Raw genomic sequence first — 14059 nt, 5'->3', positions numbered from 1 at the left:
CTAAGGTAAACAGCTTTACAAATGGCGTTTATGCCCTTCGGCCTATTCCGCAGGGAGAGATGGATGCTATTAGCAACCTCGGTGAATTTCTTTAGAACAGTGGCTATTGATAGCCATTGTTCTGAGTCTATAAGTACGGCTGAAACCGAATAGTATCATATTTAAATTATTTACAGATGAAGCAGACAATTCTCATATGGTTTTTTATTTTTTTTTCGCTCGGTAGTCTGTCGGCGCAGACAGGTGAAATCCATGTGGGTAAACAAAGCAACAAGGCACAACGGGATGGCAGCCCGGGAGCTCCATTTTCATGTTTGGAGGATGCCCTGCGTGAGGCTCGGGAATGGCGACGATTAAAAGATCCGCGCATGCAGCATGGAATCACAATCTGGATTCAGGATGGACAGTATGTGCCTACTCAGACTATTTTTATACGTCCTGAAGACAGCGGAACAGCCGAAAGTCCGACCTGGATAAAAGCGCTAGGCGACGAAGCCATATTTTCGGGTGGAATTTCTATTGAGGGCTGGCAGCCAGTAAAAGGTGAAAAGAGACTGGATCCTGCTATAGCTAAGCATATCGTGGTGGCAGATGCCCCTCAGGCCGGAGGAAAGTATTTCCCTTTCCGCCAATTGTGGGTTGGCTCACGTAAGGCGATTCGTGCGGAAAGCCATGATGATGCCCACTTGCCACGGATTATTAATTGGGACTTTAAGCAGCAGGCTGCTATTATTCCTAATGTATTCCCTAAAAAGTTTGTCTATAAAGCTGGAATGGAGTTTTTTATCCATCAGTGGTGGGCAATAGCGCAGCTCCGGGTTCGTGAGGCGGTAGTCACAAAAGATAGTACCACACTATTTTTTCATGAACCGGAAGGTAAATTACAGAATGAACACCCTTGGCCTAAGCCTTGGTTGTCTAAGGAATATGGCAATTCGGCATTTCGTCTGGTCAATGCCCTTGAATTTTTGGATGAGCCGGGAGAATGGTTTTTGGATGAAGAAAATCATAAAGTATATTATTACAAAAGGCCTGATGAAAATTTAGACCAGTTAGATGTTGTTGCTCCTTACCTGCAGACAATTCTGACAATGCAAGGTACATTAGAGACGCCTGTTAGCCATGTGTATATCGAAGGGTTGAAATTTCAGCATAGTGCCTGGTTAAGACCTCATTATTACGGTCATGTTGCTTTACAGGCAGGTATGTATTTTTTGGATGCGTATAAATTAGCTAAGCCGGGGACTGTTGATAAAGCTGGGCTGGAAAATCAGGCTTGGTTGGGTCGGCCGCAAGCTGCGGTCCTACTCCGTCATACCGCATTTACCAAAATTTCTGCGTGCCGTTTTGCTCATTTGGCCGCGACAGGAATAGACTACCGGGCCGGCAATTTAAAAGATAGTTTAAATGGAAATCTATTTCAGGATATCGGCGGATCTGGAATATTACTCGGTCAGTTTTCGGACGAACAAGTGGAAGCACATTTGCCTTTTCAGCCCAACAACGAGCGTATCTTGACCGATGGTGTTGTCGTCAGTAACAATCTAATCCAAGATATTGGAAATGAGGATTGGGGAACGGTGGGGATTGGCGCTGGATTTGTCCGCAATGTAGCTATTACGAACAATGAATTGCTGGATCTTCCGTACACAGGAATTAGCTTGGGCTGGGGCTGGACACCTACAGTCAATGCCATGCGAAATAATCGTGTTTTAAAAAATAAGATCACACGTTATGGTAAATACATGTATGATGTAGCTGGTATTTACACTTTATCGGCACAACCCGGAACAAAAATTCAGGAAAATTATATCGATAGCATCTATGTGTCACCTTATGCGCATATTCCTGAGCATTGGTTTTATCTCTATACCGATGAGGGTTCTGCCTATATGAATGTGAGTAACAACTGGTTCCCATCCAATAAAATATTGCGAAATGCGAATGGACCAAGTGTTGAGTGGATAAATAACGGCCCCGAGGCAGGTGCAAGGGTGAAAGAAGAAGCAGGCATCAGTCCGCGTTATACCTATTTATTGTCCGAAAAACGATCAATTCCTAAAAATGCATCTTTCAATACCTATGTTCCTTTTACCAAACCTGTGTTTTTTCAGATTCATGATGTAAAAAAGCAGCTTAAACTGACTGAAATCAAAGATTTTTTTGCTAAACAAGGAGCCGATAGCAGCCAGGTATATCGCTGGAAGGATTATATCTTGCTGATGACAGACGATGAAATCGGTAAGAAAATATCTAGTGCTTGGGTAGCCAATTACCCGGCAATTTCTTCTAAGTTGTTCAATGATCTATTTTATACGTTCGATCGGAGCAACTGTGGAACCGAGAACGTGAAAGACATCGATTTTGTATTACTTACCGCACAACTGGTGGACGATAAATCGAAACAGGAGGCTTATTTTGAGGCCCATAAAAATCAATCTAACGAATGGCCCGAAGTTGCAGCAGGGTTCTGCAGAGCAGGCTTTGACGAGGTATTGGTCTACCGCAATGGACGTCAGCTCATGTTATATATTTCTTTTCCAAAAGGACAGGATTTTCAAACAATCGATCAGCTAACGACCAAGGACAATCCACGGGTTATGGAATGGAACAAACTTATGGGGACCTATCAGGAAGGTATTCCCGGAACGGGCGTGAATGAAACATGGATTTTTTATAAACAATAAAATGGAACAGATACAACAGTTAAAATTAGGAATATTAGGACTTGGTGAAGGACGTAGCACGATGTCTGCGGCACTACAAAGTCCATATATCGATTTGGTCAAAGTCTGCGACCTGAACGAAGACCTAGGGCGCAAACGCATGAAAGAATTTGACTTTCATGATTATACCAATGATTATCAAGTAATGCTTAATGATAAAAGCATTGAAGCTATTGCAATTTATACCCCGGATCATCTTCACGCACAGCATATCCGATTGGCGCTAGCGCACGATAAACACGTGATCTGCACCAAGCCATTTATTGATAATCTGGCCGATGCCAATGGTTTATTGGAACTCGCAGCTCAGAAAAATAAGCGTGTATTTGTTGGGCAGAGCTCCCGTTTTTTTGAACCGGTGAAAAAGCAAAGAGAAGATTTTGAAGCCGGACTGATTGGTGAGTTGATTACCATCGAAGGCTATTATCATGCTGATCACCGCTGGTTTCTGGAGAAGCCTTGGTCTTTACAGTCTTCCTTCAAATGGCTTTATGGAGGATTGAGCCATCCAGTTGATTTCATCCGCTGGTACCTCCCCAATATTGAAGAGGTGATGGGCTATGGCATGTTGAGTGCTAATGGGAAAAAAGGTGGGCTTCAAAATGTTGATACGATGCATTTTATTTTTAAAGCCGAAGATGGCCGGGTCGCCCGTGTGAGCGGGGCGTATACGGGGCCGGTGCAGCCTGTCACACGAGATAGCGAAATGAGCTGTATTCTAAGAGGGACAGAAGGGGCGAGCCAGGCTGACTATATGGACCTTCGTTATGCGATTACCGATAAAACCGGTGAAGAGCGCATGTTGACTTGGGAGCATAAACTAAAACACTATTTCCGTTTTGAAGGAAAAAGCCATCACGCTGGTGAGTATCAAAATTACCTAGAGCATTTTGCAAAAGCCATACGTACTGGAGAGGAAGCCTATCCAGATATGAAAGAAGGTATTGGGACAATGGCTTTATTGCAAGCTATGGATGAATCATTGACAACAGGAAAGCCTGTCCGTCCAAAGGAACTGCTGGAAAGATATGGTGTCGACTTGAGCTTAGGAAGATGAACAGTATCTTAGACAAGTTAACCATTTACGACTATTGCATCGTCGTAGCCTATTTGTTAGTATTACTGACAATCGGCCTCTTGTCATCTCGTAAAAAGGTAGAAGGGGCAGAACACTTCCTAGCCGGCAAATCCTTAAGCTGGTACAGTATTGGCTTCAATATGTGGGCGACCAATGTTGGGCCATCTATGCTGCTCGCATTCGCTACAGTAGGTTATACAACAGGTATAGTTGCAGTCAATTTTGATTGGTATGCTTTTATCTATTTATTTTTGTTAGCGGTGGTGTTCGCACCCCGCTATATTGCTACTGGAGTACGTACCTTACCCGAGTTTATGGGCAAGCGGTTTGGTCCAAATACGCAGACTATTCTGGCTTGGTATTCATTGGTAAAAATGCTTATTTCATGGTTGTCGTTGGGACTATTTGCTGGCGGATTTTTAGTACGGCAGATTTTAGGTATTCCAATGTGGCAATCGGTTACTGTTTTAGTTTCCCTAGCTGGTCTGTTTGCGTATACGGGTGGATTAAAGACAGTTGCTAAAATCAATATCTTTCAGATGATCTTGCTGATCGCCGTGTCGGCCTTTTTAACTTTTCTGGGATTGTCCAAAATCGGAGGGTTAAGTGCTTTGGCACAGCAGACTCCGACTAGCTATTGGTCATTGATCAGACCTGCGAGTGATCCAGATTACCCCTGGTATGCCATCGCCTTAGGATATCCAGTGGCAGCGATCGCTTTTTTCTGTACGGATCAAGCCATGGTACAATCAGTTTTGGGAGCCAAGAACCTCGAACAGGGGCAACTAGGAATTAACTTTATCGCTTGGCTCAAGATACTTTCTTTGCCGTTGTTTATCCTCACCGGTATCATCTGTTCGGTTTTATTTCCGGGACTTAAAGACCCATCACTTGCTTATATGACGATGGTGACTAACCTGTTTCCTACAGGCCTGAATGGATTGGTAATCGTGGTATTAATTGCTGTATTGGTGGGCACCATTGGTTCGTCGCTTAATTCCTTGAGTACGGTGTTCACCATGGACATTTATCTCAAGCATATTCGACCAAAAGCAAACAATCAGCAAATCACCCAGGTAGGGCGATATACGGTGATTATGGGCTGTTTAACTTCGGTTTTCGTCACACTGGCGATCGATCAAATTAAAGGACTTAATCTTTTTGATGTGTTCCAATCTATCCTTGGATTTATCGCGCCCCCTTTAGCGGTCGCTTTCCTGATGGCTGTGTTATGGAAACGGACTAATCGAGCAGCTATTAATACCATTTTAACCTTAGGAGCGCTATTAAGTTTGGGTACAGGAATATGTTATCTTTGGATATTTCCTAAAGATGTCTATACTTTTTGGCCGCATTACTTGATGCTTTCATTCAGTTTGTTTGTTCTATTGCTGCTTATTGGAATTGGTGTATCGCTGCTCCTTCCAAAATCAGCTTACGAATTAGCACATCAGCATATGGTCGATATCAAGATGGGCAAGCCAAGTAACCGGGTTAAGATCGCTTGGACAATTTTATTTGTCGCAATGCTATTGTTGTACACGGTGTTGAAATGACTTTTTCACCTTAATCCGAGATTGGATTCAATTTGTGATCGGCATTTTTCTAGGCTTGTTACAATGTCCTCCGTGGATACAGTATGCTCAGTTTGACGTCGGATGAGTTTTGAAACAGTGAGGCAGGCGATGATACCTGTTTCGTTGGTTCCTATAGGGACGGAAATATCGATAATGCCCTCTGCGTAAGCACTGGGCATCTCATAAAATCCTTTCATTCTAATATCTTCCAAATCGCTGTCAAACTGGTGACGCTCTGTTTTCTTTAAGCTTTTATAATAGGGATCAGCTGCTAAAATGGATTTTCTTTTTTCAGCATCGGAAAAACTTAAAAGAAGCTTGCCAGAAGCCGTTTGTGAAGTATTGTACAGCTTGCCCTCTTCAACTACGATGCTGATGGGGGACGATCCTTTTGCGTAGGCAATTACCATGACTTGGTTATCGTAGATCACGCAGAGATGACATGGATCCTTAATTTCATTGGAGCTCTCTTGCATTGGCAATAATGAGGTGGCCCGTAATTTCTCTACAAAAGAGTGGCGATGCGATAGATAGTATAACTTCAGGGAAAGCGAATATTTGGATGAAATCTGATCACGATGAATATAGCCATTGGACTCCAGCGATGCAAGCATCCGATAGATCTCATTGGGACTTCGATTTAAGCCAAGGGCGATCTCGGATTGTGATTGCGCCGTTGGTTGCAAGGCCAGAAATTCCAGGATTTGCAATCCCTTTTCGAGTGCTGGCGCTTTATATTTATCGGAGCTATTTAATGTCATAAAATATTTTGCTAACAAATGATTGGGATAAAGATAAAAAAAGTATTTGAGGAGGCGTTTTTAGCGATTCAAAAAAACAAGTTAAATTTTTATATTCAAATATTGTATTTATATTTGAATATTATAAACCGCTTTTTTCATTGCGAAAAAGCATTGGAAGGGAAAAAGATTATAAACATATTTAATACCAACATTAGATTACAATATTGCGCTGCTTATGCTATATTATCTTGCCTGGATAATCAAGAAGAACAGGATAAAAATAGCTACAACTACAATGTTATGTTTTACTGTTTTTGGACATTAGAATAACTTGATGTTTGGTAATCAAATGGTTGATAAGGATCTCAACAAGATTACATAAAATAATACGTAAATACAATGACAGAGAAAATCCGGTTAAAGGGGATTACCTGGGGGCATTCGCGAGGTTTTGTGCCAATGGTTGCAACGGCACAACGTTATGAAGAATTACATCCGGAAGTAGAGATTGTTTGGACAAAACGTACTTTGCAGGAATTCGCTGATAAGTCGGTAACGGATTTAGCCAAGGAATATGACCTGTTGGTGATCGATCATCCGTGGACGGGACATGCCGCTGCTAAGGGGATGCTGGCTCCATTTGATGATTATCTGTCTACGGAGTTTTTGGCCGGTCAACAGGCGAATAGTGTTGGGAAGTCTTATGAAAGCTACAACTTTCTAGGCAAGCAATGGGCCTTGGCTACAGATGCGGCGACACCAGTGGCTGCAAGTCGCCCAGATATTTTACGTTCGCTAGGTGTGCCGCTCCCGCGTACCTTTGAAGAAGTCTCGGCCTTAGCTAAAGCAGGACGGGTTGGATTTTCACTGTTGCCGATTGATTCTTTGATGCACTTTTATGGTCTTTGTTGTTCTTTGGGTGAAGAACCTTGCCAAAACGACGAAAAAGTAATCAGCGAAGCCATCGGGGTACAGGTCTTAAAATTATTCAAATCACTTGCGGATGAATTGGATGCTGGATTTTATGAGAAAAATCCATTCAAAGTGTTCGAAGAAATGACGCAGCGGGATGAAATTGCCTATTGTCCATTTGCGTATGGTTATTCCAATTATGCGCGAACTGGTTATGCCCGTAAAGTATTGCATTTTCATGATTTAGTGTCGTTAAACGGTACGCCAATGATTAGCACTCTGGGTGGTGCGGGATTAGCAGTATCCTCTCAGAGCAAACATATTGCTGTGGGTATGGATTACGCCCAATTTGTTGCGTCACCAGAAATTCAGGCAACATTATATGTCGAAAATGGTGGTCAGCCGGGACATTTAGGTGCTTGGGAAGATGAGCAAGTCAACGCCTATACGGCCGACTATTTTAAAAATACCCTGCCTACATTGGAGCGTGCCTATCTGCGCCCGCGTTATGATGGTCATCTGTATTTTCAGGATCACGCCGGTGATATTGTAGTTGACTATCTCAGACAGGGCGGGGATGAAGTTGCCGTATTAGAAAAGATGAACAAGATGTATCGGGAATCATTAGTGGACAAAGAAGACAATGGATAATAAACCACTGGAAGGACTTTTAGTTCTCGAGTTTTCACAATTTATGGCCGGGCCAACCGCTGGCCTGCGTTTGGCTGATCTCGGTGCCCGAGTTGTCAAAATCGAGCGTCCTGGCGCCGGAGAAGGCGGACGACAGATTGCGATTAAAAATATTTTTGTAGATGAGAGCAGCCTGGTGTTTCATACCATTAATAGAAATAAAGAATCGTATGCGGCCAATTTGAAAGACGAAAATGATCTGGAAAATATTAAGAAATTAATCCGTCAGGCGGATGTAATGACACATAACTTCCGTCCGGGGGTGATGGAAAAGATCGGTTTGGATTATGAGAGCGTACGGAAAATCAATCCAAAGATGATCTATGCCACAGTAACGGGCTACGGTAATGAAGGGCCATGGTCCAAAAAACCGGGTCAGGATTTGCTGGTGCAGTCGCTGTCGGGACTTTCTTGGTTATCAGGCTGTGTGCAGGATGGACCAGTACCTTTTGGATTGGCTGTGGTCGATATGTATTGCGCGACACATCTGACACAAGGTATATTGGCGGCATTGTTGAAACGTGCCCGTACCAAACAGGGCACTCTTGTTGAAGTCAGTTTGCTTGAATCTGTGTTGGATATGCAGTTTGAAATGCTGACCACACATGTCAATGATGGACGTAAGTTGCCACAGCGCTCGGCTGTTCGAGGAGCAGGCCATGCTTATTTAAGTGCACCCTATGGACTTTATAAGACACTAGATGGTTATCTTGCTTTGGCTATGGGCAACGTGGGACATATTGCAGAAACAATAGGTCTGTCTAGTGAGCCTTATCAAGATGCTTCAACCTGGTTTTCGCGACGTGATGAAATATTGGAGACCTTTGCTACGGTATTGTGCCAGAAGACCACTAGCGAATGGGTATCCCGTTTGGAATCGGAAGGGATCTGGTGTGGTGCAGTCAACGATTACCATCGTTTTTTTGAGGAGCAAGGTTTTAAGGAGACAGGGATGTTGCAAGAAGTCAGTTTACAAGACGGTACCGCACTAACCACCACCCGTAGTGTTTACCAGATTGATGGAAAGCGTTTATATGCGGATAAACCTGCACCAAAAGTGGGTCAGCATACTGCATCAATTGTTCACGATTATTTAGAAAATTAATATGTTACCATTAGCAGGTTATACCGTAGTCGACTTTAGTCAATTTTTATCCGGCCCATTAGCAAGTTTACGGCTAGCCGATTTAGGCGCGCGGGTTATAAAAATAGAAAAACCAGAGACGGGTGATATTTGTAGGCAATTATATACCTCGGATACCATACTCAATGGTACTTCAACGGTGTTTCATGCCATTAATCGGAATAAAGAAAGTCTGGTGTTGGACTTAAAAAGTGAATCCCACAAACAGATCATACGTGATTTAATCGCGCGGGCAGATGTGGTGCTGCACAATTTTCGTCCAGGTGTCATGGAACGTTTGGGCTTTGACTATGCAAGTGTCCGAGAGATCAATCCGACGGTGATCTATGGAGAAATTTCAGGGTATGGAAAAGAAGGACCTTGGGTGAAACGACCTGGACAAGATTTACTCTTGCAATCGCTTACCGGGATGACCTGGTTGAGCGGCGACGCAAATAATGGTCCAGTGGCCATGGGACTTTCCATTGTGGACATGTTTGCCGGCTCGAATCTATGTAGTGCCGTCTTGGCTTGCCTGTATCGTCGTGCGATACACCAGATGGGAGCACACGTACATGTTAGCATGTTGGATTCTGCTGTAGATATACAATTTGAGGCTGTCACAACCTATTTTCGTGATGGTAAATTGTTACCCCAACGTAGCGAGGTGAGCAATGCACATGCATATTTGGCCGCGCCATATGGCGTTTATCGTACCCAAGATGGTTTTCTGGCACTTGCTATGGGCTCAATTCCTTTTCTTACCAAATTATTAGATTGCACAGCGCTGGAAGGCTTCGCGGACGGTGAACAGGCTTTCCGCGAAAGAGATACCATTAAAGCGATATTAACGGAACACTTGGCAACAGCATCGACGGCGCATTGGTTGGCAATACTGGAAGCAGCAGACATCTGGTGTGCCGATGTATTGGATTGGCGCCGTTTGACCGAGCACGATGCTTTTAAAGTGCTAGACATGCTACAGGAAGTAACGATGGGCGACGGCTTCCATTATGAGACCACCCGTTGTCCGATTCGTATCGATGGCGAGCGTTTGACTGCGACAAAAGGTTCGCCCAAATTAGGTGAGCACACCGCTAAAATACTGGAGGAACTGTATGGATAAGTTACGTTTTGCTGTCCGGAAATTCGACCCCTTTGAGCGCGCCCTGGAGAAATGTTGGGTGGCTTATCAGGAGCTATATCCATCGGATATGGAGTTAGAGTTTGTTCCATTAGATTTAGAAGAATTGACAGCAGCCTTCTTTGAAAACCAAGGCCTTCATAATGGTGATTGGGATATTGTCCATATCAATACCGATTGGATCGCACGTGCTTACGATACGAAAGGTTTAGCTAATCTCGATCTTATGCTCGATCAATATCCACCCGAAGAAGCGGAGTGTGCATGGCCCGAAAGTTTACAGGCTTTACAACGTTTTGATGGACAAGTGTTTGGTTTACCTTTTCATGATGGTCCCGAATGCTTGGTCTTTCGGAAAGATCTGTTCGATGATTCACAGGAGCAGAGCCGTTTTCACGCGCTTTACGGAAAGCCTTTGGCTGTTCCAACAACCTGGACTGATTTTTTAACCGTTGCCACATTTTTTACCCGTCCGGAAGATAACCTGTACGGAACCGTGTTCGCCGGTTATCCGGATGGACACAATGCGGTATTCGATTTCTGTATTCAACTTTGGTCCCGTGGAGGCGATTTGCAGCAAGGAGAGATACCTGTTAAGCTGGATCAGCCATTGGCTGTAGAAGCATTGGATTTTTATAGAGGGTTATTTAAAGAGAGTAGGGGATTGCACCCCGAATCGGCCAATTATGAATCCGTGCAGGCCGGTGCCGCCTTTGCGCGGGGAGAAGTAGCCATGATGGTCAATTGGTTTGGATTTGCATCCTGGGCACAAATTGATGCGGCGTCGGCAGTGCAAGGTAAGGTAGATGTAGCAGCCATTCCTTCAGCAGAAGGGGGAATGTCTCCTTCATTAAATGTGTATTGGTTGTATGCAATCCCAGAAGGTAGCCGTCATAAGCAGTTGGCTTATGACTTTATACGTTTTGCAGTCGGACGCCAACAAGATAAGCTGCTTACTGTCGAAGGAGGAGTAGGCTGTCGTTACTCCACCTGGTATGATTCCGAAATCAATCAGATGATACCCTTTTATAATAAATTGGCTGAATTGCACGATACTGCACGTACATTACCGCGCTTGGCCAACTGGCCGCAGATTGCACATATCATTGATGAGACCGTCATAGCAGCGATTAATTCCGAGGAAAGTAGTCTTTCATTATTGACTAAAGCACAGAAAAAACTAAATACATGGATAGGATAGACATTCAATATAAAACCCTATTACCCCAAACGTCTTTGCCCATTATTATAATAGGCGCAGGCGGTATAGTGAAAGATGCACATCTCCCTGCTTATCGTAAGGCCGGCTTTCATGTGCATGGTATTGTCAATCGTACAAGGGCGAAAGCAGAAGCGTTGGCAGTAGAATTTGGCATTCCATATGTTTACGATACGGTGGAAGATGCTGTTGCACAGGCTCCTGAAAACGCGGTTTATGATGTAACCATTATGCCGAATAAATTTATCGAGACTTTGGAGGCCTTACCCAATGGTGCGGCTGTATTGATTCAGAAGCCTATGGGCGATTATTATACCGATAGTCAAGCGATATTGGAAGTCTGTCAACGTAAACGCTTGGTAGCTGCAATCAACTGTCAGCTTCGGCAGGCACCATTTGTAAACGCCGCACGTTGGTTGATCGAGCAAGGCTATATCGGCGAACTCTATGATATGGAGGTGCGCGTAGCCGTGCATACCCCTTGGCAGCTTTTTCCACACGTGATGGTGCATCCGCGTTTGGAAATACTGTACCATAGCGTGCATTATATAGACCTGATCCGGTCTTTTTTGGGTACACCGGCATCGGTTTATGCCAAGACCTTGAAGCATCCAGCCAAAGAGCTATCTTCGAGCCGGACAACCTTGTTATTTGATTATGGGGATACTATGCACGCGGTGGTTAATACCAATCACGACCATGAATTTGGACCGCACAACGAAGAAAGTTACATCAAATGGGAAGGTACCAAGGGGGCTATCAAAGCGACAATGGGTTTGCTGATGGATTATCCGCATGGGGTATCTGATGTGTTTGAATATTGTATAAAGCCAACAGATGGCAGCCAACCGGAATGGGTGACCTACCCGATCGAGGGAACTTGGTTTCCCGATGCTTTCATCGGCAGCATGGGCAGCTTGATGCGTTTCAAACTGGGTGAAATAGCGGTATTACCAGCCGCAGTTGAAGATGTCATCCATACCATGGCCGTCGTGGAGGCTGCTTATCAAAGCAGTGCCCAAGGAGGGCAACCAATAGCAAAGGGGTAAAGAAACAAAGCCTTAAAACCAACATTAAATTAAATTATGCATTTTGAATCTATTTTTTTTGAAGATTATATATTAAACGATAAACGGACAACATTGGGCCGCACGATCACCGAAACAGATTTTGTTGTTCATGCTGGACATACAGGCGACTTTTTTCCACATCATCTCGATGCGGAATGGTGCAAGACCCAACCTTTTGGACAGCGCATCGCGCACGGAACAATGATCTTTGCGATTGGTATCGGACTGACGGCCTCAGTTATTAATCCGGAAGCGTTTTCCAAAGGTTACGACCGATTGCGTTTTGTTAAGCCTGTATTTATTGGCGATACCATTCGTGCTGAAGTGACTATTTCGGAAAAATCCGCTGCGAAAAATCCGGAATTCGGTACAGTAGTTGAACATGTGGAGATTATCAATCAACATGGTGTGGTGGTGTTGGTCGCAGACCATATCCTGCTAGCAAAACGCAAGGAAGCTTCAACTTAACCGATAGGGACATGGAAATTGGTACAAAATCATCGATCAAATCAACCGAGACATTGTCTAATAAGCACTACCTGCTTGCTTTCGTTCTGATTGTCAGTCTGTTTTTTTTATGGGGTATGGCTCATAATTTAAATGGTATTCTGATTCCGCATTTGAAAAAAGCCTGTCAGTTGGATAATAGCCAGTCAGCACTGGTAGATACATCAATATTCTTCGCTTACTTTATTATGGCTCTGCCGGCAGGTTATATATTACGCAAGTGGGGGTATAAGCTGTCTATTATTATAGGGCTGCTTACTTTTTCCGTTGGCGCATTTTTATTTATCCCTGCGGCAGATTACCGGATGTATGAACTGTTCTTACTGGCTTTATTTATTATTGGCTGTGGACTAGCCTTACTGGAAACGGCGGCGAATCCTTACGCAGCAGTTTTGGGTAAGCCCGAAGCGGCAACCCACCGCCTTAATTTGGCGGCCTCTTTTAATGGGTTGGCAGCAGTGGTGGCTCCAGTGGTAGGTACGACCTTTATTTTGTCGGGTACGAGCTATTCAGAAAATGAACTGGCGGCTATGACTGCGAGCAGTCGCTTAGCATACCTGCTCCATGAGGCATCCGCAGTAAAAATGCCTTATTTGATATTAGGATTAATCCTAGTTGTTGTAGCGCTCATCTTTTTGTTTATAAAACTGCCTGAAATTCAAGATGAGGAGGCTGAAGGAGATAAAGAGAAAAAGACTGGCTTATTTACTGTCCTTAGACATAAGCACTTGAGTTTTTCTGTAATCGCGCAGTTTTTCTATGTTGGAGCGCAGGTTTGTGTGACCAGTTTTTTTATCCGTATGGCACAGCAGGGAGCCGGTGTCGATGAGAAGACCGCGGGGTATTTCCTAGGTGTATATGGTTTGCTCTTTATGGGCGGACGTTTTGTCGGTACCCTATTATTGCGTTATACGACAGCCCAGCGTTTATTGGCAATTTATGCTGTTTGCTGCGCAGTATTGGCAGCTGTTGCCATTTCGGGGATGGGAATGGTGATCTTATATGCGTTGGGCGGACTTGGCTTCTTTATGTCAATCATGTTTCCAACAATTTTTTCCCTGGGTATTGCGGGGCTGGGGAACGAGACGAAACAAGCCTCTTCCTGGTTGATCATGTCCATTGTCGGTGGCGCAGTATTTCCATTCCTGACAGGAATGCTTATTGATGCCGCCCATGACAATACACAGATTGGATACAGTGTCCCTTTAACCTGCTACCTTGTCATACTGTGGTTCGCGCTCAATGGATATAAACCTGCAAAAACATAGGT

The 14059-nt window shown here is 44.0% G+C and carries 11 protein-coding genes; 10 read left to right on the top strand and 1 reads right to left on the bottom strand.

Annotated features, from left to right (window positions below):
• Positions 1–176: 176 nt before the first annotated feature.
• The 3 genes from VXM68_RS02840 to VXM68_RS02830 are packed head-to-tail and all read left to right on the top strand — an operon-like array spanning position 177 to position 5360.
• On the top strand, positions 177–2687 hold the full coding sequence (locus VXM68_RS02840) for an L-rhamnose mutarotase (protein WP_367210398.1): 2511 nt from the start codon (positions 177–179) through the stop codon (positions 2685–2687).
• A 1-nt stretch (position 2688) separates the two neighbouring features.
• A complete protein-coding gene (locus VXM68_RS02835) occupies positions 2689–3783 on the top strand; it encodes a Gfo/Idh/MocA family protein (protein WP_367210397.1) in 1095 nt (364 codons plus the stop codon).
• Positions 3780–5360, top strand: coding sequence for a sodium/solute symporter (locus VXM68_RS02830; protein WP_367210396.1), 1581 nt, complete (start codon positions 3780–3782; stop codon positions 5358–5360). Before VXM68_RS02835 ends, VXM68_RS02830 begins: the two co-directional genes overlap by 4 nt.
• 5 nt (positions 5361–5365) lie before the next feature.
• Here VXM68_RS02830 and VXM68_RS02825 read toward each other — a convergent pair whose 3' ends face one another.
• The gene (locus tag VXM68_RS02825; RefSeq protein WP_367210395.1) at positions 5366–6142 is read right to left on the bottom strand and encodes an IclR family transcriptional regulator; all 777 of its coding nucleotides are present in this window, start codon (positions 6140–6142) and stop codon (positions 5366–5368) included.
• Positions 6143–6523: 381 nt separating this feature from the next.
• Here VXM68_RS02825 and VXM68_RS02820 point away from each other — a divergent pair, with 381 nt between their 5' ends.
• Genes VXM68_RS02820 through fucP form a run of 7 tightly spaced genes read left to right on the top strand, consistent with a single transcriptional unit; the run spans position 6524 to position 14057 of the window.
• Positions 6524–7687, top strand: a complete 1164-nt coding sequence (locus tag VXM68_RS02820; RefSeq protein WP_367210394.1) for an ABC transporter substrate-binding protein — start codon at positions 6524–6526, stop codon at positions 7685–7687.
• Positions 7680–8831, top strand: a complete 1152-nt coding sequence (locus VXM68_RS02815; protein ID WP_367210393.1) for a CaiB/BaiF CoA transferase family protein — start codon at positions 7680–7682, stop codon at positions 8829–8831. Before VXM68_RS02820 ends, VXM68_RS02815 begins: the two co-directional genes overlap by 8 nt.
• Before the next feature lies 1 nt (position 8832).
• Positions 8833–9975 (top strand): CaiB/BaiF CoA-transferase family protein, encoded by a 1143-nt coding sequence (locus VXM68_RS02810; protein ID WP_209578216.1) that lies wholly within the window; start codon positions 8833–8835, stop codon positions 9973–9975.
• The gene (locus tag VXM68_RS02805) at positions 9968–11194 is read left to right on the top strand and encodes an extracellular solute-binding protein (RefSeq protein ID WP_367210392.1); all 1227 of its coding nucleotides are present in this window, start codon (positions 9968–9970) and stop codon (positions 11192–11194) included. Before VXM68_RS02810 ends, VXM68_RS02805 begins: the two co-directional genes overlap by 8 nt.
• Positions 11182–12261 (top strand): Gfo/Idh/MocA family protein, encoded by a 1080-nt coding sequence (locus tag VXM68_RS02800; protein WP_367210391.1) that lies wholly within the window; start codon positions 11182–11184, stop codon positions 12259–12261. The genes VXM68_RS02805 and VXM68_RS02800 overlap by 13 nt, the downstream gene beginning before the upstream one ends.
• Positions 12262–12297: 36 nt before the next feature.
• Complete coding sequence (locus VXM68_RS02795) at positions 12298–12750, top strand: MaoC family dehydratase (RefSeq protein ID WP_367210390.1); 453 nt, start codon at positions 12298–12300, stop codon at positions 12748–12750.
• Positions 12751–12761: 11 nt separating this feature from the next.
• Positions 12762–14057: an L-fucose:H+ symporter permease gene (fucP, locus tag VXM68_RS02790; RefSeq protein ID WP_367210389.1), complete on the top strand. Its 1296-nt coding sequence runs from the start codon at positions 12762–12764 to the stop codon at positions 14055–14057.
• The last annotated feature ends 2 nt before the right edge of the window (positions 14058–14059 follow it).

Source organism: Sphingobacterium sp. R2 (assembly GCF_040760075.1).
Taxonomy (GTDB): Bacteria; Bacteroidota; Bacteroidia; order Sphingobacteriales; family Sphingobacteriaceae; genus Sphingobacterium.
The sequence above is the reverse complement of the archived record's forward strand: the minus strand, read 5'-3'. Positions and strand labels throughout refer to the sequence as shown.

Bases quoted from the DNA above. Each gene is read 5' to 3' on its own strand.
- VXM68_RS02840 (WP_367210398.1), top strand. From the start codon at position 177: ATGAAGCAGACAATTCTCATATGGTTTTTTATTTTTTTTTCGCTCGGT.
- VXM68_RS02835 (WP_367210397.1), top strand. From the start codon at position 2,689: ATGGAACAGATACAACAGTTAAAATTAGGAATATTAGGACTTGGTGAA.
- VXM68_RS02830 (WP_367210396.1), top strand. From the start codon at position 3,780: ATGAACAGTATCTTAGACAAGTTAACCATTTACGACTATTGCATCGTC.
- VXM68_RS02825 (WP_367210395.1), bottom strand. From the start codon at position 6,142: ATGACATTAAATAGCTCCGATAAATATAAAGCGCCAGCACTCGAAAAG.
- VXM68_RS02820 (WP_367210394.1), top strand. From the start codon at position 6,524: ATGACAGAGAAAATCCGGTTAAAGGGGATTACCTGGGGGCATTCGCGA.
- VXM68_RS02815 (WP_367210393.1), top strand. From the start codon at position 7,680: ATGGATAATAAACCACTGGAAGGACTTTTAGTTCTCGAGTTTTCACAA.
- VXM68_RS02810 (WP_209578216.1), top strand. From the start codon at position 8,833: ATGTTACCATTAGCAGGTTATACCGTAGTCGACTTTAGTCAATTTTTA.
- VXM68_RS02805 (WP_367210392.1), top strand. From the start codon at position 9,968: ATGGATAAGTTACGTTTTGCTGTCCGGAAATTCGACCCCTTTGAGCGC.
- VXM68_RS02800 (WP_367210391.1), top strand. From the start codon at position 11,182: ATGGATAGGATAGACATTCAATATAAAACCCTATTACCCCAAACGTCT.
- VXM68_RS02795 (WP_367210390.1), top strand. From the start codon at position 12,298: ATGCATTTTGAATCTATTTTTTTTGAAGATTATATATTAAACGATAAA.
- fucP (WP_367210389.1), top strand. From the start codon at position 12,762: ATGGAAATTGGTACAAAATCATCGATCAAATCAACCGAGACATTGTCT.